20 protein-coding genes are annotated in these 25,519 nt (G+C 72.2%); 10 read left to right on the forward strand and 10 right to left on the reverse strand.

Annotated elements, in window-relative coordinates:
- Positions 1-58: 58 nt before the first annotated feature.
- The 3 genes from LIV37_RS47730 to LIV37_RS47740 form a co-directional block, all read right to left on the reverse strand.
- A complete protein-coding gene (locus LIV37_RS47730) occupies positions 59-766 on the reverse strand; it encodes a dienelactone hydrolase family protein (RefSeq protein ID WP_020874275.1) in 708 nt (235 codons plus the stop codon).
- A 96-nt stretch (positions 767-862) separates the two neighbouring features.
- Positions 863-1,927: an aldo/keto reductase gene (locus LIV37_RS47735; RefSeq protein WP_020874276.1), complete on the reverse strand. Its 1,065-nt coding sequence runs from the start codon at positions 1,925-1,927 to the stop codon at positions 863-865.
- Between the two features lie 114 nt (positions 1,928-2,041).
- Positions 2,042-3,580: a Rieske 2Fe-2S domain-containing protein gene (locus LIV37_RS47740; protein WP_020874277.1), complete on the reverse strand. Its 1,539-nt coding sequence runs from the start codon at positions 3,578-3,580 to the stop codon at positions 2,042-2,044.
- Between the two features lie 225 nt (positions 3,581-3,805).
- Between LIV37_RS47740 and LIV37_RS47745 the strand changes: the two genes are divergently transcribed.
- From LIV37_RS47745 to LIV37_RS47765, 5 genes are all read left to right on the forward strand, one after another.
- Positions 3,806-4,480, forward strand: a complete 675-nt coding sequence (locus tag LIV37_RS47745) for a histidine phosphatase family protein (protein WP_020874278.1) — start codon at positions 3,806-3,808, stop codon at positions 4,478-4,480.
- A gap of 71 nt (positions 4,481-4,551) precedes the next feature.
- Positions 4,552-6,039, forward strand: a complete 1,488-nt coding sequence (locus LIV37_RS47750; RefSeq protein ID WP_243146522.1) for an FG-GAP repeat domain-containing protein — start codon at positions 4,552-4,554, stop codon at positions 6,037-6,039.
- 103 nt (positions 6,040-6,142) lie between these two features.
- The gene (locus tag LIV37_RS47755) at positions 6,143-7,552 is read left to right on the forward strand and encodes a serine/threonine-protein kinase (protein ID WP_121826518.1); all 1,410 of its coding nucleotides are present in this window, start codon (positions 6,143-6,145) and stop codon (positions 7,550-7,552) included.
- On the forward strand, positions 7,549-7,911 hold the full coding sequence (locus LIV37_RS47760; protein ID WP_121826517.1) for a hypothetical protein: 363 nt from the start codon (positions 7,549-7,551) through the stop codon (positions 7,909-7,911). Before LIV37_RS47755 ends, LIV37_RS47760 begins: the two co-directional genes overlap by 4 nt.
- 146 nt (positions 7,912-8,057) lie before the next feature.
- On the forward strand, positions 8,058-9,365 hold the full coding sequence (locus tag LIV37_RS47765) for a S1 family peptidase (protein ID WP_185058130.1): 1,308 nt from the start codon (positions 8,058-8,060) through the stop codon (positions 9,363-9,365).
- Positions 9,366-9,553: 188 nt separating this feature from the next.
- Here the strand turns inward: LIV37_RS47765 and LIV37_RS47770 are convergent, their stop codons facing one another.
- The 6 genes from LIV37_RS47770 to LIV37_RS47795 form a co-directional block, all read right to left on the reverse strand.
- Positions 9,554-10,576 carry an SMP-30/gluconolactonase/LRE family protein gene (locus tag LIV37_RS47770; RefSeq protein WP_020874281.1) on the reverse strand — a complete coding sequence of 341 codons (1,023 nt, stop codon included), beginning with the start codon at positions 10,574-10,576 and terminating at the stop codon, positions 9,554-9,556.
- 4 nt (positions 10,577-10,580) lie between these two features.
- Positions 10,581-11,222 carry a hypothetical protein gene (locus LIV37_RS47775; RefSeq protein WP_020874282.1) on the reverse strand — a complete coding sequence of 214 codons (642 nt, stop codon included), beginning with the start codon at positions 11,220-11,222 and terminating at the stop codon, positions 10,581-10,583.
- Positions 11,223-11,353: 131 nt separating this feature from the next.
- Positions 11,354-14,470, reverse strand: coding sequence for a glycoside hydrolase family 2 TIM barrel-domain containing protein (locus LIV37_RS47780; protein ID WP_121826514.1), 3,117 nt, complete (start codon positions 14,468-14,470; stop codon positions 11,354-11,356).
- 320 nt (positions 14,471-14,790) lie between these two features.
- Positions 14,791-15,036, reverse strand: a complete 246-nt coding sequence (locus LIV37_RS47785; RefSeq protein ID WP_121826513.1) for a hypothetical protein — start codon at positions 15,034-15,036, stop codon at positions 14,791-14,793.
- Between the two features lie 75 nt (positions 15,037-15,111).
- Positions 15,112-16,185, reverse strand: coding sequence for a cation diffusion facilitator family transporter (locus LIV37_RS47790; protein ID WP_020874285.1), 1,074 nt, complete (start codon positions 16,183-16,185; stop codon positions 15,112-15,114).
- A gap of 180 nt (positions 16,186-16,365) precedes the next feature.
- Positions 16,366-16,965, reverse strand: a complete 600-nt coding sequence (locus tag LIV37_RS47795) for a hypothetical protein (protein ID WP_020874286.1) — start codon at positions 16,963-16,965, stop codon at positions 16,366-16,368.
- 119 nt (positions 16,966-17,084) lie between these two features.
- Between LIV37_RS47795 and LIV37_RS47800 the strand changes: the two genes are divergently transcribed.
- Positions 17,085-19,094: an APC family permease gene (locus LIV37_RS47800; RefSeq protein WP_243146521.1), complete on the forward strand. Its 2,010-nt coding sequence runs from the start codon at positions 17,085-17,087 to the stop codon at positions 19,092-19,094.
- A 53-nt stretch (positions 19,095-19,147) separates the two neighbouring features.
- On the opposite strand, the gene LIV37_RS47805 is transcribed toward LIV37_RS47800, so the two are convergent.
- Positions 19,148-20,485 carry a radical SAM protein gene (locus tag LIV37_RS47805; RefSeq protein WP_121826711.1) on the reverse strand — a complete coding sequence of 446 codons (1,338 nt, stop codon included), beginning with the start codon at positions 20,483-20,485 and terminating at the stop codon, positions 19,148-19,150.
- Positions 20,486-20,670: 185 nt separating this feature from the next.
- On the opposite strand from LIV37_RS47805, the gene LIV37_RS47810 reads away from it, so the two are divergent.
- From LIV37_RS47810 to LIV37_RS47825, 4 genes are read left to right on the forward strand one after another with little or no spacing between them, the layout of a single operon-like run.
- The gene (locus LIV37_RS47810) at positions 20,671-21,759 is read left to right on the forward strand and encodes an NAD(+)/NADH kinase (RefSeq protein WP_020874289.1); all 1,089 of its coding nucleotides are present in this window, start codon (positions 20,671-20,673) and stop codon (positions 21,757-21,759) included.
- A gap of 2 nt (positions 21,760-21,761) precedes the next feature.
- Complete coding sequence (locus LIV37_RS47815) at positions 21,762-22,388, forward strand: 2Fe-2S iron-sulfur cluster-binding protein (RefSeq protein WP_121826512.1); 627 nt, start codon at positions 21,762-21,764, stop codon at positions 22,386-22,388.
- Positions 22,385-23,383 (forward strand): FAD binding domain-containing protein, encoded by a 999-nt coding sequence (locus tag LIV37_RS47820; protein ID WP_020874291.1) that lies wholly within the window; start codon positions 22,385-22,387, stop codon positions 23,381-23,383. The genes LIV37_RS47815 and LIV37_RS47820 overlap by 4 nt, the downstream gene beginning before the upstream one ends.
- Entirely contained in the window at positions 23,380-25,518 is a 2,139-nt protein-coding gene (locus LIV37_RS47825; RefSeq protein ID WP_020874292.1) for a xanthine dehydrogenase family protein molybdopterin-binding subunit, read from the forward strand. The genes LIV37_RS47820 and LIV37_RS47825 overlap by 4 nt, the downstream gene beginning before the upstream one ends.
- Position 25,519: the final 1 nt, after the last annotated feature.

A 25,519-nucleotide genomic window follows, 5' to 3' on the forward strand; every position in this document is an offset into this window, starting at 1 on the left:
AAAAGGGCCTTAAGGCTTCATGAAGCCTTAAGGCCCTTTCCGCGGTGAGCCGATTTCGTCAGTCCAGCCGCTGGTGCAGGAAGCCCAGCGTGCTCTGCCAGGCGGATGCCGCGGATTCCGCGTGATAGGACGGGCGCTCGTCATTGAAGAAGGCGTGACCCGCGGGGTAGAGCCGGAAATCCGGCTCCACGCCGGACTCCTCCCGCATGACCCGGCGCAGCCGCTCCAGACCGTCCAGCGGAATGGTGTTGTCGTTCTCCCCGAAATGGCCCAGGATGTCGGCCCGCAGTCCCGAGAAGTCCGGCAGCTCGCCCTGGATGACGCCGTAGAAGGGCACCGCCGCGCTGACCCGGGAATCGGCGGCGGCCAGATACAGCACGAAGCCGCCGCCCATGCAGAAGCCGACCGCACCCACGGTGGCGGAGGTGACCTCGGGCCGGCCGAGGAGATGGTCCACCGCCCCGGAGAGCAGCTCGACTCCGCGCCCCACCGGCAGTTCCCGCATCATGCGGTACGCCTCGTCGGCGTTGTGGGCGACGCTGCCCCCGTACAGATCGGGCGCCAGCGCGACGAAGCCCTCGCGGGCCAGCCGGTCGGTGACATCGGCGATGTGATGGTCCAGGCCCCACCACTCCTGAATGACGATCAGCCCGGGGCCCTGCCCGGACGGCGGCAGCGCGAGGTAGCCGTGCGCGGTGGTCCCGGCGCTGGGGAAGGTGATGTTCTGGCGGGCGGGGGAGCCGGTCGGCTTCGGGGCCTCGGGCATGCGGGGTCGCTCCTGTCGTACCGATCGTCGGTGGCCCCACCCATCGTAGGGACGGCCCGCGCCACCAGGGCGCGGCGCGCGCTGCCGCCGCGGGCGCTACTGGAGGATTCCGCTCGTGGCGCGGCGGTGGGTGGAGCGGCGGTCGTCGATCTCGGCCCAGCGGTCGCCGTAGATGTTCGCGGTGATGCCCGGGTCCCGTACGAAGTCATGCGGGAAGCCCAGCGGCACCGCGCTGACCTCGTCCAGCCGTGCCACGGCGGCGGCATCGAGCCGGACGTCGACGGATCCGAGGGCGTCGGCGAGCTGGGACTCCCGGGTGACGCCGACGATCGGGATCACGGTGCCGGGGCGGCCGCGCAGCCAGGCCAGCGCCACCTGGGCCGGGGTCCAGCCGCCCTGTTCGGCGATCTCCAGTACCGCGGTGATGGTGGCCTCCTCGTTGTGCTCCGTACGGTCGTCCCAGGTGTCATGGGTGGTCAGTCGTCCCGGCTCACCACGGCGGTACTTGCCGGTGAGCTTGCCGCCCGCGAGCGGACCCCACGCCAGCACGGCCAGGTCGAAGGCGCGCGCCTGGGGGAGGAGTTCGCGCTCGGGGGTGCGCTCCAGCAGGTTGTAGCGCAGCTGTGAGCCCGCGAAGCAGGTCCAGCCGCGCAGCTCTGCCAGCGTGTTGGCCTGGGCGATCTCCCAGGCGGGCCAGTCGGACACCCCGATGTACAGCACCTTTCCGGCCCGCACCAGATCGTCGAGCGCCCGCATCACCTCCTCGACGGGGGTGAAGTTGTCCCGGGCGTGCACCCACAGGACATCGAGGCGGTCGGTGCGCAGCCGCTCCAGGCTGTCCTCCACCGAACGCACCAGGTTCTTGCGGTGATTGCCCGCCGCGTTCACATCGCCCTCGCGGGTCGCGCAGGTGTACTTGCTGGCCAGGACGAAACTCTCCCGGCGGCCCCCGAGCAGTTCGCCGAGGATGGCTTCCGAACTGCCGCCGGTGTAGTTGTTGGCGGTGTCGATGAAGTTGCCGCCCGCGTCCGCGTAGCGGTCCAGCAGCCCCCGGCTGGTCTCCTTGGCGGCCCCCCAGCCCCAGTCCTCGCCGAAGGTCATGGTGCCCAGGCTCAGCTCGCTCACCCGGAGGCCGGTCCTGCCGAACAGTGTGCAGCGCACGGTGGTCCCTTGCGTCGGTGGTGTGGTGACGTGCGCCGACGCTAGGAGTTGAAGAGCGCTCCACGGCAACTCGCCGGGTGTGGCGGCGGTCGCCGCCACACCCGGCGAGGCGGGTCACGACACGGCCGAGGCGCGGATGTCGTGTCCGTCCGCGGTCAGACAGCGGCCCGTGGTCAGGTCGTAGCGCCAGCCGTGCAGGGTGCAGGTGAGCACCTCGCCCTCGATCTGCCCGAACCGGCCGAGGTCGGCGCGCAGATGGGGGCAGCGCCGCTGTACCCGCCAGCCGTCCAGCTCGATGTCCTGGCCGTCGTCCTGGCAGGAGTCGTAGTAGTTCTCCACGTACTCGATGCGCTCCATCGACAGGCACTTGAAGAACACATACAGGAATTCGTTGTACGGCCCGACCCGGCTGGCGGTGAACCGCATCGAAAGCAGCAGGCTGTTGGACCAGTCCACCTCGCGCCGCTCGATGTTGGTGGCCACCAGATCGGCCGAGGTGGACAGCGTGTAGCGGCAGCGCTCACCGTCCCAGAGGCGGACCTCCCGCGCCGGGAAGTCGATCACGATCGGCACCTCGCCCACATCCAGCCGCGCCGGGCCGCCGACGCCTGCGCAGATCCGGTCGGCCCTGGTCAGCAGCGGCTCCCACCACTGCTTGAGCTCGGTCAGCAGCCGCTCGCGCGGCAGTGCGGCGGACCGTGAGGCGCGTTCGGCGGCGAGCGCGGGCCGCTGCCGGCGGGCGAACTCCCGCAAGTACGCGGGCTTCTCGCCGAAGATGTGCTCGATCTCCGCCTCGGTGTAGCGGTGGGTGAGCTTGCACGCGGTCTCCTCCGGCTCCGCCACCGTTCCCGGCAGCAGCAGATGAGCCGCCACCCGCGGGCGCGCCCGGCCCAGCTGGCGCAGGAACTCCAGCTGGTCCACGAAGATGCTCTCCCCGTCCTGACCGGTGCCGTTGTGCTCGAAGAGCTCGTCGTCGAGGAAACACGGCGGGCCCGCGTTGGGGAACACATGCTTGGCTTCCACCGCGTCGATGTAGCGCAGCGCCCGGTCGAACTGCCCCTGCCGCTTGCGCGCGGCGAACTCCTTCTTGGCGGAGAGCGGCAGCTGGTACACCATCGGGTACCAGATCGCCCCGGAGAACTGGACGAAGTACGCGTCCACCTCGCCGAACTCCCGGATCGCCGCGATGTCCAGCGGATGGGCGTCGTTCTGGTTGAGCAGCACGGTCCGGCCGTCGTCCAGCGAGAGCGCGGAGTCGCCGATGGGGCCGTCCCCCGGGCCGGTCAGCGCGGTGATCATGATGCGCAGACCGTCGCGCTCGACCGGTGTGCCGGAGGGGGCGCGGAGGAAGTTGGCGAATCCCAGCGCGCTCAGCTCGCGTTCCAGCTCATCGGTGGCGAAGGCCGGAAGCAGCACGGTGATGTCCTTGCGCACGTTCCGGCGCAGGTTCTCCGCGTCGAAGTGGTCGCGGTGCAGATGGGAGACGTACAGATAGTCCGCCGCGCGCCCGTAGTGCGCCCAGTCCAGATCTGTGTTGTCCGGAAACGGAAACCAGGAGCCGAAGAAGGCGGGGTTGACCCATGGATCGCAGAGCACCGACCCCGCCGCGGTCTCGATGAACAGCCCAGCATGCCCAAGTCCGGTCACGCGCATACCACAGCACCCCAACCCGGTCGGTGATGTCCGATATCTCCACGGTGTCGGGGTTCATGGCCGTGTGCATCCGCGGCTGCGCTTGCCGGGTGGTGCGATCCGCCACCCGGGTCATGCCGGTGCCTTCGTCATGAGACGGTGGGCCCGAGGGTCGTCCGCCGCTCGGCGCTGATCCCGGAAGGCGCCCTCCATGTCGGCGAAGGGTGCGGATGAGGAGGGTCTTGGGTGGTGCGGATCACGTTGGTCGCGCCCGCCGTCAACGCGGCGCTGCGGCAGGTGCGGTTCGACGACGCTCCGCCGGACGCGGCCGGATTGCGCCGGGCGACGGCGGCGGCCGCGGCGCTGCCCCACCACGACATGGCGTTCACCGCGCCCTCCGAGCGCTGCCGCGGTACCGCCGCGGCCCTGGGGCTCGACGCCGCCGTGACGCCGGAGCTGCACGATCTCGATGTGGGCCGCTGGCGGGGCCGCTCGCTGGACGAGGTGGGGCAGGAGGCGCCGGAGGAGGTCGCCGCGTGGCTGTCCGACCCGGCGGCGGCGCCGCACGGCGGCGAAACGCTGCTGGAGCTGGTGGAGCGGATCGGGGCCTGGCTGGAGGCGCGGCGGCAAAGTCCGGCACCGGCGGCACCGGTCGCACGGCCCGCCCCCGCCGATGAGACCCACCGGGAGGGTCCGCCCCCGGCCGCGCCGCCCGCACCACCCGCCCCCGCCCGTGAGGCGCGGCTGCTCGCCGTAGTGGAACCGGCCGTGGTCCGGGCCGCGCTCGTGCACGCCCTCGGCCTGCCCGCGCCCACCTTCTGGCGGCTGGACGTCGCCCCGCTGACCGCGACGGAGCTCAGCGGCCGCGCGGGCCGGTGGAATCTGCGCTGCGGACACCCGCTGGCGGGGAGCGCGTCGTAACGAGGGGAGCGCGCCGTAACGAAATGATCTCTCCGATGGCGTGTCACCACCGGATGCGCTGTCGTGTCCTGATGGCATCCCCCACCACCAGGCTCCGCCCCGCCACCGCCACTCTCTGCGCCGCCGCGCTGGCGCTGCTCACCGCGTGCGGCGGTGGCGGCGGTGGTGGCGACGATGAGACCAAGGGTGGCGACGCGGCCGGGAAGAGCACGACCGCCCCCGTCGTCACCCCCACCGCGACCGCTCCCGTCCCCCAGGGGAAGGGCAGCGCCCTGGCGGACGACCTCAACGGCGACGGCCGCCCCGAGCTCAGAATCCCGATCGCCTCCGACGACGAGGGGCTCGGCGGCCTGCGCCGTATCGCCTATGTGTACGGCTCCGCGAAGGGCCCCGACCCCGCCGTCCGCACCGTGCTCGGCCGGGACGACCTCTCGCTGCCCACCGGCGCCGGGTGGCAGGGCACCGCGGGCGAGATGGACTCCGCGACCACCGCCGACCTCGACGGCGACGGCTACGCCGATGTGATCGCCACCGCCACCAAGGAGCGCGACCCGGCCAGTAGCGAGCGCGTGCACATCACCACCCGGACGCTGCCCTACATCGCCTGGGGCGGCCCCGACGGGCCACGCCGGGGAACCCCCGCCACCCCGGTGCGGCTGACCGACGCCGACGACGGCCTCGAGAACTCGCGGCCCCTGGCGACGGGCGACTTCAACGGGGACGGACACCACGATCTGGCCGCCGTGCGCCAGAGCGGCAAGGACTTCCATGTGCTGTACGGCCCGTTCGGCCGCGACGGCAGGGCCGCCCGTACCGAGACGTACGCCAACCCCCTCGGCTCCAGCGGCCAGATCGCGGAGCTGTACGCCGACGCCATCGACGGCGACCGCCCCACCGATCTGGTGGTGCACGAGCAGGGCGACGACGATCAGACGAGGTCCGCGCTGCTCACGGCGGGCCCGGACGGCCTCGCCACCACCGGCCGCACCCTCCGCAAGGGCAACGCGATCGCCTTCGGCGACTTCGACGGCGACGGGAAGCGGGATGTGGCGGTCGCCGACACCGGCAGCCGCAACGACGAACCGGGCTACGAGACCGAACCCGCGGACGTCAGCCAGTCGGTGAGCGTGTACACCAAACGCACGGCCGGCTCGACCCCCGAGCCGATCAGGATCCCCGCCCTGGGCGGCGATGTGCTCGCCGCCGTCGACACCGACGGGGACGGCACCGACGAACTGGCCGTCTCGCTGCGCACCGGCGGCACCGAACTGCTGACGATCCGCCCGGACGCCCCCGGAGAGATCGCCCACCGCCGCACCCTCGACCGCACCGTCCCGTCCCGCGTGGACGGCCGCGCGGTGCCGAAGAAACGGCGCGCCGTCAGGCTCTACGGCACCGGGGACTTCGACCACGACGGCAAGGACGAGATCGTGCTGGCCTGGGGGCCGGACCCGCTCTTCGCGCTCTACGGGGAGAAGCCGCAACGGTTCTGGGTGACCGACGGCACCGACGACAGGGTGGTGTTCACCAGCGCGCCCTACGGCAAGGGCGGTTCATGAGGTCCGGTGCGCCACCGCACGCGTGTCCGTGCGCCCGGCCCCCTTCGCCCGGCCCGGCCGACGCCTTACTGTGGGCGCCAGTCGGCTGGGGAGGGGGAGGCGGATGACGACCGGGGGAACCTCCGGTGAGGATGAGTGGGGGAGTGGTCCGGAATCGCCCCGAGGGACCATGATCGGCGGCCGGTACGAGCTGCGCGGGCGCATGGGCAGCGGCGGCATGAACATGGTCTGGGACGCCTACGATGTGACGCTCGGCCGTCCCGTCGTCGTCAAGGAGCTGTGGCCGGGCCTTGATCCGGACCCGGAGGCGCACAGGCGGCGGGTCGAACGGTTGCGCCGTCTGGTCCGCGTCCTCGCCGCGACCGCGCATCAGCACCTGGCCGCCGTCTACGACCTGGGCGAGATCGACGGCCGGCTCTGGATCGTCATGGAGCGCGTCGGCCGGCGTTCGCTGGCGGATCGGCTCAGCGATCGGAGCGGGCGGTTCACCGTGCCCGAGACGGCCCGGACCGGCCTGGAGGTGCTGCGCGGATTACGCGCGCTGTACGCGGTGGGCGTGGCCCACGGGGACGTCAAACCGGAGAACGTCCTCTTCCGCCCGGATGGCAGCGCGGTGCTGGTGGACCATCTCGGCCTGGCCTTCGCGGACGAGGACAGCATGCCCGGCACCCCCGCCTACATGGCACCGGAACGCTTGATGTCCTTCTTCTCCCCGTCGACCGGAGAAGCAATGCTGAAGGCCGACCTGTGGTCACTGGGGGCGACCCTGTACCAGGCCGTCGAGGGCCGCGCACCGTTCGAGAGGGCGACGGTGTTCGAGGTGATGCACGCGGTGCTCAACGACCCGCCGCCGCCCATGACCTACGCGGGCCCACTGCGGCCGCTGATCGAGGGTCTGCTGGTCAAGGACCCCGAAGGACGGCTGACGGCCGAGCAGGCCGAGGAGCTGCTGCGCGACCTGGCCCGGGGTGGGCCCATGTCCGTCCCCAGGGCCGAGGCAATGCCCCTCCCGGCCCCCGCGGGGGCCGCGACGCGGTCGGCCCCCCCGGCGAGCGGGGCGGGCACCGGACTCCTCGCCCCGGTCGCCGTCATGCTGGGGGTCCTGCTCGCCGTGTCGGGGGCGGTGGCCCTGCCCTCACTGAGCCCGGGCTCCTGGGACGACGTCCCGGGATGGGTGGGGCCCGGGTGCCTCGGCCTGCTGTGGCTGGGGCTCGCGGCGCGCGGCTTCGCGTCGGCCAGACAGCGGGACCGGCGGGCGCGCCGGCTCGACGCCCTGCGCCCGGACGCGGCGGAGGCGGCCGCCCGCCCCGCCGGGCCCTGGCAGGCGCTGCGCGAGGGATATCTGGCGTCCCTGGCGATCCCTCAGCCCCCGGCCCGGCGGGCGCGACGTCCGGTGGAGCGGGAGATGGAGCGGGACATGGCCGACTTCCTCACCGCGCTCGGTCCGCCTCCGCCACGGGCGGCCGACCCGGGCCCCGCACCCCGTCCGGACCGCCCGGGGGAGGCCCCGTGACCGAGAACACGAGTGAGAACCCCGCGCCGGGCGGCCCGCCGGAGACCGCGGTGCCCTGGGGCGACCGGCTGCCGGTGGAGCAGGCCAAGGAGTGGGAGGCGGTCAGGCCCGGCACGGTCGAGTGGATGCTCACCGAGCTCCAGCGGGAGCGTGAGCACCGCCGCCGCATGGAGTGGGTCCACACGGGGCTGCAGGCGTTCGGCTCGCTCCTGGGCGCGGGCACGGTCGTGGCGTACATCTGGGCGGCCACGTACTTCCTCGACCACGACGCCGCCACCCAGGGCGCGGCCATCCTCGGCGGCGGCACGGCCGCCCTGGTCGGGGGGTTCCTCGGCAAGCGCTACGGCGACCGGCGCTGATCCCGGGAACCGCGGTCCGCCCCACCGGGATCCGTGGCTCCGTCCCAGGAGTGAGCAGGACGTCGCCTCCTTACGTATGAGGGGTTGGGCCCTCGCCGTCCAGGGCCCCGGCTGGATCGACGTAAGGAGACAGGGTGGTGAAGCACATGCGGCGCGGCGTGCGCCGGGTCGTGCGGTTCGCGGCTGTCGGGGCACTGGTCTGTGGCGGGGTGATGGTCTCTCAGGCCGGGCCGGGCGGATCGGCCCACGGGACGACCGGAAGCGACGGTCCGAGAGCCCTGAGCGCGGACCGGACGGACGATGTGGGCGGACGGCTGGTGTCCGCGCTCGGCGCCTCCCGTACGGCGGGCAACTGGATCGGGGCCGACGGCCGCCCGGTGGTCGCGGTGACGGACGACACGGCGGCGGACGAGGTCAGCCGGGCCGGGGCCACCGCCAAACGGGTCCGCTACAGCATGGCGGACCTGGACTCCGCGACCGAGAAGCTGCGCTCGGCGCCCCGGGTGGCGGGCACCGCCTGGATGGTGGACCCCAAGTCCAACCAGGTGGTGCTGGTCGGCGACAGCACCGTCTCCACCGCCCGCTGGACGAAGATGAAGGACCTCGCCGCGGAGGTGGGCGGCAAGGTGCGCGCGCAGCGGACGGAGGGCTCCTTCGCCACCAGAACCGCCGGTGCCTCGCCCATGTTCACCAACGGCAGCCGCTGCTCGGCCGGTTTCAACGTCACCAACGGCCAGACCGGCTTCATCCTGACGGCGGGACACTGCGGCCCCAACGGCACTCCCTGGTTCACCGACGGTACCGGCTCCACCCGCATCGGCACCACGGTCCAGAGCAGCTTCCCCGGCAATGACTTCTCGCTGATCCGCTACGACAACGCCTCGCTCGACCAGAGCAGCGTGGTCAACGTCGGTGGCGGCCAGGCGGTGCGGGTCACCGGGGTGGCCGATCCGGTCGTGGGCCAGGAGGTGTTCCGCAGCGGCAGCACCACCGGGCTGCGCTCGGGCAAGGTGACCGGGCTCAACGCGACGGTCAACTACCCCGAGGGCACGGTCACCGGGCTCGTCCAGACCACCGTGTGCGCCGAACCCGGCGACAGCGGGGGGCCGCTCTTCGCCCAGGGCGTGGCGCTCGGCGTCACCTCCGGCGGCAGCGGCGACTGCGACCGGGGCGGGGTGACCTTCTTCCAGCCCGTGACCAAGGCGCTGACCGCGCTCGGGGTGTCCATCCCGGGCGCCAAGGCCCAGAGCCCCAACCCGTCCATCGCCTCCGGCACATCCGGGAGTTCAGGGGCCGACGACGGTGTCTCGACGCTCGACGACGTCGTGGCGTACGCCCAGGGCTTCGGGCCCGGTCTGGTGGTCATCGTGGTGGGGTTCGTCGGGCTGCTGTCGACGCTGACCATCCGGCCCAGGCGGCGCCGCTACCGCGGCTACTCCACCGGCTGGGGGTGAGAGCCTGTGTCATATCCCCGGCCGGGCGTGCGACGCCTGGCACGCTTCCCCCAGCTAGCGCTGGGAGGTGCCCCTCTCGCGGCGTTGCCGAAACGCCCATGTGGCTCCGCCACGAGGGCGCTCCGGCGCCTTGCGATCGCACGCCCCAGACGCCGCACGCTGATCCGGCCGGGGATATGACACAGGCTCTAAGCCGCCCCGGCGGCCTCCCGGGGCGGTGGCAGCGGGCAGACCGCGATACCCCGCTCGACGAGGCTGCCCATGACGAGCAGACCGCCGAGCGCACACGCGCTCGTGGCCATCCGGTACGGGGTCCGGCGCCGCACCAGATGGCGGACGACCCGGCCGTCGGGGCCGATCGCCAGGACGCGCACCGTGCGCCGCGGGCGGGGGCGGAGCCGGGTGGTGACGGGCACCGCCGCCCTTCTGAGCGGGGCGGGTGCGCGGTGCAGCAGATCGAGGGCGGGTTCCCGCGGCGCGGCTATGGCCACCCAGATGACACCGTCGGGGCCACGGGTGAGGTTGTCGGGGAAGCCCGGCAGATCGCGGAGGAGAAGGTCCCGGGTCCCGGCCCGGCGGCCGGTCAGCCACAGCCGGCTGATCCGGTAGGCGCCGCTCTCGACCACGGCCACGTACGACTCGTCGGCGGCGAGGGCGACCCCGTTGGCGAACCGCAGCCCGTCCAGCACCACTTCCAGACGGCCGCCCGGCCGCAGCCGGAGCAGCTGCCCGGTGGCGGTGTTCTCCAGGATGTCGCCGAGCCAGTCCTCCAGGCCGTGGCGGCGGCTGGACACGGTGAAGTACACCGTGCCGTCCGCCGCCGTGGCGACATTGCTGCAGAACCGCAGCGGCCTGCCGGCCACCTCGTCGGCCACCACCCGTACCGACCCGTCGTCCGGCCCGACCCGCAGCAGCCCGCGCCGCGCGTCGCACACCAGCAGCGCGCCGTCGGGGCAGGGGACGAGCCCCAGCGGCCGGCCACCGGTGTGCGCGAGCACCTCGGAGCGGACGAGCTCATGGTCCGGCGACAGCGTCAGCCGCCGTACGGCCCCGTCCGCGGTCCCGGTGAGGATCCGGCCCGCCGCGTCGACGGCGACGTGTTCGGGCCCGTGCGCCTCCGGTGCCAGGATCCGCGGATACGGCAGCGGTTCGGCCGCCGCACCCGTCGCCGTACGGGACCGTGTCCGCCTACCGGCTCGCTCGCGCGGCATGGGCTCACACCGCCTTACGGGTCTTGGCGGCCCTGAGGCACCGCCGCATCTCCTCGGCGTAGGGCAGCGCCACACAGGCGCCGATGCCGAGCCCGATGGCCGCCAGATAGCGGGCGGACAGCGGGTTGTCCTTGGGCAGCAGCTTCCAGTCCTCCGGGCGGTCCCCGCCGCGCAGCGCCGCCCGGACCTGGTCCCAGTGCAGACAGCAGGTGAAGGCCATCGCCGACAGCGGCAGCACCTCCAGGAAGCTGTGGATGTGCTGCTCCACCGGGCGCACCTCGCGCTCCCCGGTGGCCAGGCTCACATCCCACAGCGCGGTGGCGCCATGGGCGACGGCCGCTCCGCCCATCACCGACAGCACCAGCGGATTGACCCGGGCCAGCAGCCCCATCGCGACGGGGACACCCGCCTCGGTCATCATCAGGGCGTGGACCGCCGACTCCTTCGTGCCCGACGTCTCCTCGATCCTGGTCCGGCGGTGCATGAGCCAGTCCGCCACCGCCGGGACGAACCACAGCGGCATCACCCCGTACATCAGGAACCGCCGGTTGGCGTCCTCGACGTCCACGGCATCGCGCGGCACCTCCAGATCGCGTGGCCGCCACCGCCGCCACGCACGGGTCACCGGGATACGGGAAAGAGTCATCTCGCCTCCAGCACGACGTCGGAGAAGTCGGGTGCCCTCTTCGTATCGCGGACAAACGGCCGCGGAAGGCTTCCACCCGTCCGGCGTGGCGCCGCTCAGCGTATGACCCGGCGGCTCACCCGCCCGCCCCCTCAGCCGTCACCGGCCTCGAGGGCGACGATGCGCTGGGCGCCGTCCGCCGCGCCCGGATGACGGCTGGTGAGGTCCAGCCGCAGCCGTGCGGTGCGCACCGGGTCGAAGGTGATGACGGTCGGGGTGCCGGAGGCGGTGGCCCAGGTGATGGACGCCCCGCGCACCGGGACGTACGCGTGGCCGTTCCACGCGGACACCTCGATCGAGGCGGGCAGGGTGTGCGTGGCGTCCACGGTGAACGACACCTCGACACGGCGCAGCCGCCGCCTCCCGCTCCAGGTCACCGAGACCCAGTCGGCCTTCCGGGCGCCGTCGAAGGCGGGGAGCAGCGCCGTCGCGGGCTTGCGGAAGGCGTTCGACCAGCCGGTGGCCGGATCGCCGTCCAGCATCGCCGCGGGCAGGGTCGTCGGCGCGCCCGAATAGCTCGCGTCGGCCAGTGGGTGGTGCGGGGCGCCGGGGCCGGGGCCGGGCGCGAACGGCGTGGGGCGGGTGACCGGCTCCGAGGTCCCGCCGGTGGCGCGGACGGTGGCGGTGGCGGTGCGCAGCCCCGCCGAGCGGGCGGTGATGGTGAGCGGCCCGGCCTCGGTCCCGGCGCGGACGATGGCCAGGGCCTTGCCGTGGAAGGCGGTGCGGGTGCTCGCCTGGTAGCGCTCGGTGCTCTCCTGGCGGCCGTTGTCGACCCCGGCCAGGGAGCCTCCGGTGACCTTGAAGGCGATCAGATGATCGGCGTCCGGCACCACCACACCGTCGGCGTCGACGACTTCGGCGGTCACGAAGCACAGCGAGCGGCCGTCGGCCTCGACGGTCTTCCGGTCGGGGGTGAGCCGTACGGCGTGCGGGCGTCCCGCCGTGCGCAGCACATCGGTGGCCACCACCCGGCCACCGCGCCGGGCCACGGCCTTCAACTCGCCCGGTGCGAACGGCACCTTCCAGATGAGGTGGAGCTTTCCGGCGCTGCCGCCCGGGCTGGTGTAGCTGCCGGGGTAGGGGCCGGAGGTGACGGTCTTGTCGTCGCCGGTCGGCTCGGTGGTCTCCAGATAGGCGCGGCCATCGGTGGTCTTCTTGGTGTCGAACTCACGGACGCCCAGCGATCGGCCGTTGAGGAACAGCTCCACGGTGGCGACGTTGGAGTAGGCCCACACCTCCACGGTCTCGCCCGGCCGGTGGCCGGTCCAGTCCATGGGGACCAGATGGACCATCGGTTCGCTGGTCCACTGGCTCCTGAAGAGGTGGTACATGTCCTTGGGGAAGCCCGCGGTGTCCACCGCGCCGAAGAACGACGCCTTCACCGGGAACACGTCGTACGGGGTGGGCTCGCCGATGTAGTCGATGCCCGACCACAGGAACTGCCCGGCGAAGAACCTCCGGTCCCGGTCCTTCTTCAGCCCGTACTCGCCGCTCATCGTCCAGGACGCGAGGTTGTTGTCGTAAGCGGAGGTCTGGCGCCTGCCGGGGGTGTGGTTCTCGCCCGTGTTGAGGTGCTCGGGCTCCTGATAGGCGCCGCGGGTGGAGGTTTCCGAGGAGGATTCGGACTCGAAGAGGAACAGCCGCGGATAGCGGGCGTGCAGGGCGTCCACCGAGGCGGCGGTGTTGTAGTTCAGGCCCAGCCCGTCGAGCTTGGCCAGCATCAGATCGGCGGGGGAGCCCTCGGCGGGCAGCGCGCGGTACTTGTCCGAGCCGATCACCACGGGCCTGGTGTCATCGGCCGCGCGCACGGCGTCGATGAGCCGCTGGGCCATCCCCAGCCCCGGGGTGCTGGTGGAGTCGGGGATCTCATTGCCGATGGACCACATGACCACGGCGGGGGAGTTGCGGGTGGCGCGCACCATCTCGGTGATGTCCGCTTCGCAGTGCTCGTCGAAGAAGCGCCCGTAGTCATAGGTGTTCTTGCCGGTGCGCCAGCAGTCGAACGCCTCCACCAGCATCACGATGCCGAGCCGCTCGCAGACCTCGATCAACTCCGGCGCGGGCGGATTGTGCGAGGTGCGCAGCGCGTTGACGCCCATGCTCTTCATGATGGTCAGCTGGCGCAGCACGGCGTCGGCGCTGACGGCGGCGCCGAGCGCGCCCAGGTCATGGTGGAGATCGACGCCCTGGAGCTTGGCGTATTGGCCGTTCAGCGAGAATCCGCGCTCGGCGTCGAAGGTGGCATGGCGGATCCCGAAGGGGGTGCGGTACCGGTCGGTGGTGTCCTGGCCCACCCGCAGTTCGGTCTCCAGGACATAGCGCCACGGAGTGTCGAACGACCACAGCAGCGGCCGGTCGATCCGCAGCTCCTGGGTGGCGGTACGGGTGTCACCCGCCCCGACGGTGAGGGCGGAGTGCGCCTGGACCACCAGATGCCCGTCGGGGTCCTTGACCGTGGAGACCACGGTCACCGGCTTCCGGCCGTCCGACTCGTTGACCACGAGCGTCCGCGCCCGCACGGTGGCGTGTCCGGCGCGCAGGGTGGTTGCCAGGCCGGGGGTGGTGAGGTACGTGCCCCACCGGGCCACATGGACCGGGTCGGAGACCACGAGCCGGGCGTGGCGGTAGATGCCGCTGCCCGAGTACCAGCGGCTGCTGGGGAGCCGGTTGCGCACCTTGACGGCGAGGACGTTGGGCGTGGCGCCGTCGGTGTGGGCCACCTCGCTGAGGTCGAGGGCGAAACCGGTGTATCCGTAGGGGTGCTCTCCGACGAGCCGTCCGTTGCAGTACACGGACGAGTCCATGTACACGCCGTCGAATTCGACGGAGATCCGCTTGCCCTCGAGGGCGCGCGGCAGGGTGAAGGTGGTGCGGTACCAGCCGAGGCCGCCGGGCAGGAAGCCGGTGCCGCCGCTGGTGCCATGGTCGGTGGTGGGGGTGAGCTCGATGCTCCAGTCGTGCGGAACCGCGACCTCGCGCCAGGCCGAGTCGTCGTACGCCGGGTCGTGGGCGTCCTCGTACGCGCCGGTCGGGTCCGTGATACCGCCGGGGTTGACGAGGGCGAACCGCCAGCCGTCCGTGAGCGGGACGGTCCGTCCCCCCATGGCGCGGGACACGGTGGCGGACTGGGCGGGAGCGGCCGTGACGAGTGCCCCGGCCATCGGGGTGGCGGTGCCTGCGATCAGTAACGATCTGCGAGTGACCGCCATCGCGATCCCCTTCTCTTCGATTGTGTGGTGTGTGCAAGAGCTGGTTGTGCGAGGGCTTGGTGGTGTGCGAGGGGCCGTTGACCGACCACAACAGCCCTTTGCGCACCAGATTCTGACAGTTTCAAACAGGGAACTGTCAAGGGTCCCGCAAGGGCTTACCGGGCGGTCTCAGCGCCCCAGCGCGCTGCTGCCGAGGTGGCGGAATTCCCACCAGGCGACGGTGCGCAGGTAGTTGGTGTCCACGAGCATGCCCTCCACAGGACGAGGTGGCCCCCACCCGCGGCGGGGGCCACCTCGTCGGAAAGGGGACTGGCCGGCACTCAGTAGTCGTAGTGGTGGTGGTGCCGGTGATGGTCAGGCTCCTCGACCACCGGGGGCGCCACGGCGCCCGGCTCCACGACGCGCCGGCGCTTGTAGACACTCACATACGCGCATGTGCCGATGACGCCGACCGCCATCAGAATCAGGCCGACCAGGTGGACATTGAAGCCGTTGGCGTTCCAGTCGGTGGCGAAGGTGAGAATCCCTCCCACCGCGATCATCAAAATGCAACCGCCGAGGCCCATCAGTTCTGCCTCCGTACATGAGTTCGCTGTTGTGGGCTGGTTTTCACCGAGTACCCAGGCCCGCCGGGGCCAATCTCACGCCCCGCCGTCCTCGCGCTCCACGGCAGCCACCGTCTCCTCCAGCGCCTGGCGGTCCGCCCGCGCCCGCGCCCGGTCCTTGGCCGAGGCGTCGGTGACGTCGAGGAAGACCTGGTCGGCATGCGGCCAGAGCTCCGCCATCGCCGTCTTGACGCGTACCAGGACCTCCTCGACCACCTCGCTGTCGAGTCCGGGGACGAGATCGACCCGGGCCGCCACCAGCGTCGAGTCATTGCCCAGACGCATCGTCAGCAGCGTGGTCACGGTGTCGATCTCCGGCTGCGTCTCGAGGAACCGGCGGAGCTCCCGGCGCTGGACCGGGTCGATCGCCTCGCCGATGAGCCGTCCGCGCGACTCCCTGGCCAGCCGGTAGGCCACATAGACCAGCAGCGCCCCGATCAGGAAGGAGGCCGTGGCCTCGTAGACCACCTGGCCGGTCACCATGTGCAGCCACATGCCGAGCAGGGCGAACACCACGCCGAGACAGGCGGTGGAGTCCTCGGCCAGAACGGTGCGCAGTGTGGGGTCGTCACCCCTGCGCAGCTCGGTCGCCATGGAGCGGCCCGCTTCCCGGGCGTGCCCGCGCACCTGGACCAGCGCCCGGACCAGTGAGGAGCCCTCGGCGATGAGCGCCACGCCCAGGACCGCGAGGCCCACCAGATAGCCGCTGTGATCCTCGGAGCTGCCAGCGCTCAGCGCCTCGGCACCCTGGAAGAAGGAGAAGCATCCGCCCATGACGAAGATGCCGACGGCGGCCAGCAGCGCCCAGAAGTAGCGCTCCTTGCCGTAGCCGAAGGGATGCTGGTTGTCAGGGGCCCGCCTGCTGCGTTTGAGGGAGGCGAGCAGGAACACCTCGTTGAGGCTGTCCGCGACGGAGTGAGCGGCCTCCGAGAGCAGCGCGGGGGAGCCGGCGAAGAGCCCGCCGACGGCCTTGGCCAGCGCGATCACCACATTGGCGCCGAGCGCTACGAAGACGGTGACGGCGGTTCGGGAGTCCTGCGGCGGGTCCGGCGTGCGCGGCGTACGCGGTGTTCCGTGCCGGTCGGAGGAGTGCGTGGTGGAACGGCTCATCGGCGGGAAACTCCGTGGGCGGGAAGTCCGTGCCGTCCTGATGGCCCTCTCCGCCGGGGCGGCCGGACGGCCTGTCCCCTTCGCGTGTGTCCCGATGTCGGGACCTCAATCGTGACACGCCCGCCCGAGGGAGCGCGCCCCGCCGGATCCATCCGGTCCACGGGGCGCGCTCGGATGGGGTCAGCCGGCCGGGGCGTTCGGGGACGCGGGCACCTTCGGCAGGTCGCTGAAGATGTCGAGCCCCATGGCGGCGGCGATCAGCAGACCGATCACGCCCAGCGCCACCGCCCCCCAGGCCACCGCGGTCACCCAGGGTGTCCCGGCCGTGACGGGCCGCCGCTGCCGCAGCAGCACCACGGCGGCGATCACCACGGCGGCCAGCGCGAACAGCCCGTTGACGAGGGCCGTGGTGTGCCACGGAGTGCCGTACACCGCGGAGATCTGATCGGCGGCCGACCCGGACTGGGCCTTGATCTGGCCGGTCAGCTGCTTGCGCTCCTGGAGCATGGTGCCGAGCCAGGTGCCGGAGAGCGAGGCCAGCCCGAGGCCCGCGGCGACGACCGAGGCGGCGCCGGGGACGATGCCCGGCGTGGTGGCCGGGGGCGGGGTCGCGATGTCGTCATCGAGGTCCGATGCTTCCAGCGGGTCCGGGGTTTCCTCCGGGCCCGGGGTTTCCTGCTGGTCCGAAACAGCGTTCGGGACACCCTCCGCCGTGGCTTCCTCGGCTTCTGCGGGCTGCGCTGCGGTGTCGGTCGGTTGGTCGGTCTTGGTGGTGTCCATGTGCCGCAACCGTACGGACCGAAGATGAAAACTCACTGAGAAAGCGATGTCCTTCGGCCGGCGGCACCGGCCGGGTGGTGGCCGGCCGCGCCACATACGCTGGCCGAAGGGTCTCACCGATGGCCGGGGACCCCCTTCGAGCACGACGGGAGCACCCCGTGGTCTCCTCCACCTCTGGCGGCGCCGCCCCCGACTGCGGGACACGGCACCGGCTGCGCGCATGGCTGCTGGAGGGCCTGACCGACATCGCCAAGCGTCAGCCCGGCCCGCACGCCGAGCCGGAGGGCGCACACCAGGGCCGGCCGTGGTGGCGGGTGATGTGCCTGACCGGTCTGGACTACTTCTCGACCCTCGGCTACCAGCCCGGAATCGCCGCCCTGGCGGCCGGGCTGCTCTCCCCGCTGGCCACCGTGGTGCTGGTGGTGGTGACCCTGGCGGGCGCGCTGCCGGTGTACCGCAGAGTGGCCGAGGAGAGCCCGCACGGCCAGGGCTCGATCGCGATGCTGGAGCGGCTGCTGACCTTCTGGAAGGGCAAGCTGTTCGTCCTCACCCTGCTGGGCTTCGCGGCCACCGACTTCCTCATCACCATCACCCTCTCCGCCGCCGACGCCACCGCCCACCTGGTGGAGAACCCGCATCTCACCGCGAGCCTGCGCGGCCATGAGGTGGCCGTCACCCTGATCCTGGTGGGAATGCTCGGGGCGGTGTTCCTCAAGGGGTTCACCGAGGCCATCGGGATCGCGGTGGCGCTGGTCGCCGCCTATCTGCTGCTCAACGCCGTCGTGGTGGCGGTCGGGCTGTGGCATGTGTGCACCGCGCCCCATGTGATTCCCGACTGGTCCCAGGCGCTGGTCGCCGAGCGCGGCAGTCCGCTGGTGATGGTCGGCGTGGCGCTGGTGATCTTCCCGAAGCTGGCCCTCGGCCTGTCCGGGTTCGAGACGGGCGTGGCTGTCATGCCGCATATCGAGGGCAAGCCGGGTGACACCGAGGAGCGCCCCGCCGGGCGCGTCCAGGGCGCCCGGAAGCTGCTGACCACCGCCGCGGTGATCATGAGCATCTTCCTCATCACCTCCAGCTTCATCACGACGCTGCTGATCCCGCAGCGGGCGTTCGAACCGGGTGGCGAGGCCAATGGGCGCGCCCTGGCCTATCTCGCCCATGAGTATCTGGGCTCGGCGTTCGGCAGCGTCTATGACGCCTCCACCATCGCCATCCTCTGGTTCGCCGGCGCCTCGGCCATGGCCGGACTGCTCAATCTGATGCCCCGCTATCTGCCGCGCTACGGCATGGCGCCCCACTGGGCGCGCGCGGTCCGTCCCATGGTGCTGGTGTTCATCGCCATCGCGTTCCTGGTGACCTGGCTCTTCAAGGCGGATGTGGACGCCCAGGGCGGCGCCTACGCCACCGGGGTGCTGGTGCTCATCACCTCGGCCGCCATCGCCGTCACCATCGCCGCCCGGCGCGCCCGGCAGCGCGGCTGGACCATCGGCTTCGGTGTCATCTCGCTGATCTTCCTGTACACCACCGCGGTCAACGTCATCGAGCGGCCCGACGGCGTCAAGATCGGCGCCTGTTTCATCGCGGGCATCATGGCCGTATCGCTGCTGTCCCGGGTGGCGAGGGCGTTCGAGCTACGGGTCACCAGCGTGACGTTCGACGCCCTGGCCGAGCGATTCGTCCGTGACACCGCCCACCGCAGGATCCGCTTCATCGCCAACAAACCGGAACGCCGCGACCTGGCCGAATACCGCGAGAAGCAGCACCAGATCCGGGGGGACAACGACATCCCGCCCGAGGACGACATCATCTTCGTCGAGGTCACGGTGGCGGACCCGTCCGAGTTCGAGAGCGAACTGCGGGTGTGCGGCGAGGTGGTGCACGGCCGCTACCGCGTGCTGACCCTGCAGAGCGCCACCATCCCCAACGCGCTGGCGGCGCTGCTGCTGCGGGTGCGGGACCTGACCGGGCAGCGCCCGCATATCTACTTCGAATGGACGGAGGGCCATCCGCTGGCCCACTTTCTGCGCTTCTTCCTCTTCGGCCAGGGAGAGGTCGCCCCCGTCACCCGTGAGGTGCTCCGCGAGGCCGAGCCCGACCGCGGCCGCCGCCCCCACGTCCACGTCGGCTGACCGGATCCCGCCGAGCCGGGGGCGGCGGCCACGTCAGGGCGCCGTCGGGTCTGTCAGGGTGCCACCGGCTCCGGGGCCGGGTCCACGGCGGGCAGGCTGTCCATGAACGAGCTCACCGAGAACACCGCCCGCCCCGGCCCCGGCGGGCCGTATCCGGGCGGCGAGGACAGCCCGAAGTCCTCGAGCGTCGCCCGGTAGCTCTCCAGCAGCCGGATGTGGTACTCCAGCGGGGCGCCCTGCGGATTCTCCTTGCCCAGCGGTGTCGTCGGCTCGGGGCACCAGGTGGTGAACCGGGGCACGACCCCGTGCGACATGAAGAAGCGCAGCCCCTCGGCGGTGGAGTCGATCGCCTCGGACACGGACGCGAAGCCGAGCGGCTGGGCCATCTCCACGCCCGCCACGAAGTTGGGGATCACATTCCGGGCGCCGAACACCTCGGCCGAGTCCAGGATCCGGCGGTGCCACTCGTCCCGGCCGATGTAGCGCTCCTTGCCCGGGCAGTACAGCTCGAACAGCCGCCGGTCCCACACCTCGAAGTTGGGGTGGTAGATCCGCACCCCGTAGTCGTGGAACCGCTGGACGTCTTCCTTGGGCAGCGCCTGCGCCACCACCTTGCCGATCCACCGGCCCGGGAAGCGCTCCTCGATGGCCTTCGCGTACTGCCCGTAGAAGTCGGCCTCGTCACGGCCGCCCACATGCGAGGTGATGGCGCCACCGGTGAGGGTGTACGCCTGCGAGGCGCGGGCGGTGTCATGGCGGTCGATGATCTCCAGCGCCTCCAGCACCTCCTCGACCGGCTTCACCCCGGTGTACGGGCGGCCCGCCGCCTTGTGCTGACGCCAGTTGTGGTTGATGTCGCAGTACTGGCACTCCTCCTTGGCGCCGAAGTACTGGCACACCCGGAAGACCGTCAGATAGACCAGATAGCCCCACTGGATGGTCGGCGCGACCTCCATCACCGACTTGCCGTTCGACAGCGTGTGGCGGTAGTAGTCCGGCATCGGCGGCAGCCCCACATCGGCGATGCGCGCGCCGTCCAGATACAGCCCCAGCGCACCGTCCTCCCCGGCCCGGACCACATACGGCGACTCGGGGTTGACGCGGACGGACACCACGGTGCGGCGGAGCTCGTACGGCCCGCCGGTGAGCACGATCTCCTCGGGCGGCCGGTTGAGGGCCGCGGCCCCCAGCTCCGGCAGGGTGCGGTGGTCGAACGAGAAGATGAAGTACGACTTCGGCTTGACGTCGCCGTCCTCGTTGCCGCTGAGCGCGGACTCGTCGAAGGCCATGCCGCCGCGCAGCAGGTCCTCCTTGAGCACGGCCTCCCGGGGCACCTGGGGGAAACGCCCCATCAGCCCCTCGATCAGCGCGGTTCGTCTCTCACTCGCCATCTGCTGCACCATCCCCCTGGCTCCGTACGGATGTGGTGTGGTCCCCACGCGGGTCTCTGTGCCGCTGAACACCATAGATCAGGACGGATGTTCGGCTCCAGGGCAGCCGCCCCGAGCCCGTGCCGTGTCCGCCCCGAGTCCTCCGACGGGCGCTTCGGGACCGGCCGACCTACGGTGGAGGGGCCATGGCTGTCAACCGGCTCGGCATGGTCGTCCACCAGGCCCGCCCCACCGCCGTCGCGGCGGCCCGCACCGCCCGCGCATGGGCCGCTGCCCATGGCATCTCCTGCTTCGAGCTGGACGTCTGGCGCGGTGACCGGCCCCGGCGCAGCGCCCAGGAGGAGTCGGAGGCGGCCGGCCACCCCGATCTGATCGTCACCTTCGGCGGCGACGGCACCTTTCTGCGCGGTGCCCGGCTCGCCGCCAGGAACGGGGCCGCGGCACTGGGGGTGAACGTGGGGCGGGTCGGCTTCCTCACCGAGATCAGCGTCGACCAGGTGGAGGACGCGCTGAACGCCGTCCACGACGGCCGGGCCACGATCGAGGAGCGCATGCTGCTCACCCTGCGGGCGTCCCGGCCGCTGGAGATGCCCGAGGGCATGGAGGCGCTGCTGCGGTACGGGCGGGGCCCCGTGCCGCCCCCGCCCAAGGTCCGCCCCGGCCGCGGCGGCCCCGAGGAAGCGGGGTGGGGCGTTCCGCTGGATGTCAACGCCGTCAACGACGTGGTCTTCGAAAAGCTCGCCCGCGATCGCCAGGCCGGTCTCGGCGTGTACGTGTCCGCGCAACTGCTCGCCTCGTACTCGGCCGACGCGATCATCGTGGCCACCCCGACCGGCTCCACCGCCTACAGCTTCGCCGCCGGCGGGCCGGTGGTCTCCCCGTACCTGGACGCGGTGGTCTTCACCCCGGTCGCCCCGCATATCGCCTTCGACCGCACGGTGGTGGCCGCGGTGGACGAACCCGTCGCCGTACGGGTGCTGCCGACCTCGGGGCGGGTGGCGGTCAGCCTCGACGGGCAGCTGCGCGGGGTGCTGAATCCGGGCGACTGGGTGGCGGCCTACCGGGCACCGGTCCGGCTGCGGCTGGTACGGCTCGCGCCGACGCAGTTCTACCACCGGCTGCGGGACCGCTTCCGGCTGGCCGACTCGCCCGCCGCCGACGCGGCCCCGCCGTTCTACCGCCCCAGCTCCCCGATCCCGCCGGACCTGGCGCATCTGCGGCTGCCCCCGGTGCCCGACGACCCACCGGAGCCGGGGCCGGACGGCCCACGCTGAAGATGCGGGGCGCACACCCCGATGCCAGGCTGAGGGGTGTGACAGCTCACGCGTTTCACAGCGACTTCGCGCTGCGTGTCAACGGTGCCGACCGCCCCCTCACCCTCGACCACCGGGTGACCCTGCTGGACGCCCTCCGCGAACACCTGGCGCTGACCGGGGTCAAGAAGGGGTGCGACCACGGGCAGTGCGGGGCCTGCACCGTCCTGATCGACGGGGAGCGCGTCAACAGCTGCCTGGTGTTCGCCGTGGCCGCCCAGGGCCGGGACATCACCACCATCGAGGGCGTGGCCGGGCTCGCCGCCCCCGAGGAACTCCACCCGCTGCAACGGGCGTTCCTGGACCACGACGGCTTCCAGTGCGGCTACTGCACACCCGGCCAGATCTGTTCCGCCATCGGCGCGCTCACCGAGGCCGCGCGCGGCTGGCCCAGCCATGTGACGGCGGACATGGCGGCCGGGGTCGGCGCGCCGGATGAGCTGGACGCCGATGAGATCCGGGAGCGGATGAGCGGCAACCTGTGCCGCTGCGGGGCGTACCCCGGCATCGTGGCCGCCATCCGCGAGGTCGCCGGGGCCGACGGCGGCGGGGCGCCCGCCCGCGCCGGTGCGGCGGGAGGGGCGCGATGAAGCCCTTCGGCTACGAGCGCGCCACCGATCCCCAGGCCGCCGTCGCGCTCGTGGCCGACTCCACCGAGGCGGTGTACCTGGCCGGCGGCACCAATCTGGTGGACCTGATGAAGCTCGGGGTGACCGAGCCCGCCCTGCTCGTCGACATCACCGGGCTCCCGTACGACTCCGTCGAGCACCGCCCGGACGGCGGTGTGCTCATCGGCGCGCTGGTCCCGGGCAGCCGCCTCGCCGGGGACCCCGGCATCCGCGAGCGGTTCCCTGCGTTGGCCGAAGCGCTGCTGTCGGGGGCCTCCGGGCAGCTGAGGACCGTGGCCACCACAGGTGGCAATCTGCTCCAGCGCACCCGCTGTGTGTACTTCCAGGACGTGACCAAACCCTGCAACAAGCGGCGGCCGGAGACCGGCTGTTCGGCCGTCCAGGGCCTCCACCGCGACCTGGCCGTGCTCGGCACCTCCGACTTCTGCGTGGCCGGCCACCCCTCGGACATGGCGGTGGCGATGGCCGCGCTCGACGCGGTCGTCCATCTGCGGCGGGTGAACGGCAGCCCCCGTACGGTGCCGCTCAACGACTTCTATCTGCTGCCCGGTGACACCCCGCACCGCGAGACGGTGCTGCAGCCCGGCGACCTGATCACCGGCGTCGAGCTGCCACCGCCGCCCGGGGGCGCCGCCATGTCCTACCGCAAGGTCCGCGACCGCTGGTCCTACGCGTTCGCGCTGGTGTCGGTGGCCGCCGTCGTGGCCACCGAGGACGACGGCACACTGCGGGAGATCCGGCTGGGGCTCGGCGGAGTGGGCAGCCGCCCCTGGCGGGCCCGCGAGGCCGAGCGGCTGCTGACCGGGCGGCAGCCGACCGAGGAGCGCCTGCGGGAGGCGGCCCGGGCCGAGTTCGCCTCGGCGCGCCCGCTGCCGCAGAACGCGTTCAAGATCGACCTCGCCGTGGACGTCATCGCCGCGGCCGTGCGCGACCTGGCGGGAGGGCAGCGGCGATGACCACGCTCCAGCGGACCGTGGGCGCGGAGGTGACCCGCGTCGAAGGGCGCGAGAAGGTCACCGGTGCCGCGCTCTACGCGTACGAGTACCCGGTGCCGGACGCCCTGTACGCGTGGCCGGTGCAGTCCACCGTCCCGCGCGGCACGGTGCGCGCCGTCGACACCGTCGCGGCGCTGTCCCTGCCGGGCGTGGTCGCCGTGCTCGACAGCCGTAACGTGGCCCGGCTGCGCCCGACCGACACCCCCGAACTCGCCGTTCTGCAGTCCCCGGAGGTGGCGTACCGCGGGCAGATCGTGGCGGCCGTGGTGGCGGACACCTTCGAGACGGCCCGTCAGGCGGCGGCCGCCGTACGGGTCGAGTACGACGTGGAAGACCACGACGCCGAGCTGATCGACGGCGATCCGCGCGTCTTCGTCCCCGAGACGGTCAACGGCGGCTACCCGGGGCATACGGAGACCGGCGATGTGGAGGCCGCCCTCGACACGGCGCCAGTCGTCCTCGACGCCACGTACACCACACCCCCCGAGCACACCGCCACGATGGAACCGCATGCCACCATCGCCGTCTGGGACGGCGACACGCTCACCCTCTACAACGGCGACCAGGGCCCCTGGATGACGGCCGCCAGGGTGGCCGAGCTGTTCGGCCTGCCCGAGGGCGCCGTCCGGATCGTCGCCGACCACACCGGCGGCGGCTTCGGCTCCAAGGCGATTCCCCGCCCGCCCACGGTGCTCGCCGCGCTGGCCGCCCGCGCCGTGGGCCGCCCGGTCAAGGTGGCGGCCACCCGGCAGCAGATGTTCACCATGGTCTCGTACCGCACGCCCACCCTCCAGCGCATCCGGCTCGGCGCCGAACGGGACGGCGGGCTCACCGCCATCTGGCACGACGCGCTCCAGCAGAGCTCGACGCTCTCCCCGTACTGCGAGCAGACGGTCACCTGCACCCGCGTCATGTACGCCGCGCCCCACCGCCGGACCACCCACCGCCTGGCGCAGCTGGATGTGCCGACGCCCTCGTGGATGCGGGCCCCCGGCGAGGCGCCCGGGATGTTCGCGCTGGAGAGCGCGATGGACGAGCTGGCCGTGGCGCTGGGCATGGACCCCATCGAGCTGCGGGTGGCCAACGAGCCGTCCGTGGACCCCGGCACCGGCCATCCCTTCAGCAGCCGCAATCTGGTGGCCTGTCTGCGGGAGGGCGCCGCGCGCTTCGGCTGGGCCGGCCGCGACCCCGCGCCGGGGGCCCGCAGGGAGGGGCACTGGCTGCTCGGCACCGGAGTGGCGGCGTGCAACTATCCCGCCCTCACCTGGCCCTCCACCGCGACCGCCCGCGCCGAGCCCGGCGGAGGCCTCACCGTACGGATCGCCGCGGCCGACATCGGCACCGGCGCCCGCACCGCGCTGACCCAGGTGGCGGCGGACGAGCTCGGTGTGGGGATCGACCGGGTCACCCTCGACATCGGCCGCAGCGCCTACGGCCAGGCACCGTGGGCGGGCGGCTCGATGGGCCTCAGCTCCTGGGGCTGGGCGGTGTCCAAGGCGTGCCGGGCGCTGACCAAGCGGCTCGACGAGGTCTCCGGCGCGGTCCCGCCCGGCGGTCTCGAGGAGCGGGCGGACACCGCCGAGGACGTCGAGGCGCGCCGGGCGTTCTCGCGCCACGCCTACGGCGCCCAGTTCGCGGAGGTACGGGTGGACTCCGTCACCGGCCAGGTGCGGGTCGACCGGCTGCTGGGGATGTTCGCCGCCGGACGCGTCATCAATCCCCGGACGGCGGGCTCGCAGCTGCGCGGCGGCATGTGCATGGGGCTGTCGATGGCGCTGCACGAAAACCTGGAGCCGGACCCGCGGTTCGGCGACTTCGCCAACCACGACCTCGCCACGTATCACATCGCGGCCAACGCGGATGTGCGCGATGTCCAGGCGCACTGGCTCGAGGAGAACGACGACGAGCTCAACCCGATGGGCAGCAAGGGTATCGGGGAGCTGGGCATCGTCGGCACGGCGGCGGCGATCGCCAACGCGGTGTACCACGCCACGGGGGTGCGGGTCCGCGATCTGCCGATCACGGTGGAGCGGGTGCGCGCGGGGCTCTCCGCGAGCCGGCCCGCCGGGTTCTCCGCCGGGCCGTCCGCCCGCTGAG

The organism is Streptomyces rapamycinicus NRRL 5491 (genome assembly GCF_024298965.1).
In the GTDB taxonomy this organism is placed as follows: domain Bacteria; phylum Actinomycetota; class Actinomycetes; order Streptomycetales; family Streptomycetaceae; genus Streptomyces; species Streptomyces rapamycinicus.

Coding starts and splice junctions, on each gene's coding strand:
- LIV37_RS47770 (WP_020874281.1), bottom strand. CDS start 10,576: ATGCCGCGCGAGCGAGCCGGTAGGCGGACACGGTCCCGTACGGCGACG.
- LIV37_RS47765 (WP_185058130.1), top strand. CDS start 8,058: ATGCGGCGCGGCGTGCGCCGGGTCGTGCGGTTCGCGGCTGTCGGGGCA.
- LIV37_RS47750 (WP_243146522.1), top strand. CDS start 4,552: ATGGCATCCCCCACCACCAGGCTCCGCCCCGCCACCGCCACTCTCTGC.
- LIV37_RS47795 (WP_020874286.1), bottom strand. CDS start 16,965: ATGGACACCACCAAGACCGACCAACCGACCGACACCGCAGCGCAGCCC.
- LIV37_RS47785 (WP_121826513.1), bottom strand. CDS start 15,036: ATGGGCCTCGGCGGTTGCATTTTGATGATCGCGGTGGGAGGGATTCTC.
- LIV37_RS47775 (WP_020874282.1), bottom strand. CDS start 11,222: ATGACTCTTTCCCGTATCCCGGTGACCCGTGCGTGGCGGCGGTGGCGG.
- LIV37_RS47825 (WP_020874292.1), top strand. CDS start 23,380: ATGACCACGCTCCAGCGGACCGTGGGCGCGGAGGTGACCCGCGTCGAA.
- LIV37_RS47740 (WP_020874277.1), bottom strand. CDS start 3,580: ATGCGCGTGACCGGACTTGGGCATGCTGGGCTGTTCATCGAGACCGCG.
- LIV37_RS47755 (WP_121826518.1), top strand. CDS start 6,143: ATGACGACCGGGGGAACCTCCGGTGAGGATGAGTGGGGGAGTGGTCCG.
- LIV37_RS47810 (WP_020874289.1), top strand. CDS start 20,671: ATGGCTGTCAACCGGCTCGGCATGGTCGTCCACCAGGCCCGCCCCACC.
- LIV37_RS47800 (WP_243146521.1), top strand. CDS start 17,085: ATGGCCGGGGACCCCCTTCGAGCACGACGGGAGCACCCCGTGGTCTCC.
- LIV37_RS47815 (WP_121826512.1), top strand. CDS start 21,762: ATGCGGGGCGCACACCCCGATGCCAGGCTGAGGGGTGTGACAGCTCAC.
- LIV37_RS47820 (WP_020874291.1), top strand. CDS start 22,385: ATGAAGCCCTTCGGCTACGAGCGCGCCACCGATCCCCAGGCCGCCGTC.
- LIV37_RS47790 (WP_020874285.1), bottom strand. CDS start 16,185: ATGAGCCGTTCCACCACGCACTCCTCCGACCGGCACGGAACACCGCGT.
- LIV37_RS47780 (WP_121826514.1), bottom strand. CDS start 14,470: ATGGCGGTCACTCGCAGATCGTTACTGATCGCAGGCACCGCCACCCCG.
- LIV37_RS47805 (WP_121826711.1), bottom strand. CDS start 20,485: ATGGCGAGTGAGAGACGAACCGCGCTGATCGAGGGGCTGATGGGGCGT.
- LIV37_RS47730 (WP_020874275.1), bottom strand. CDS start 766: ATGCCCGAGGCCCCGAAGCCGACCGGCTCCCCCGCCCGCCAGAACATC.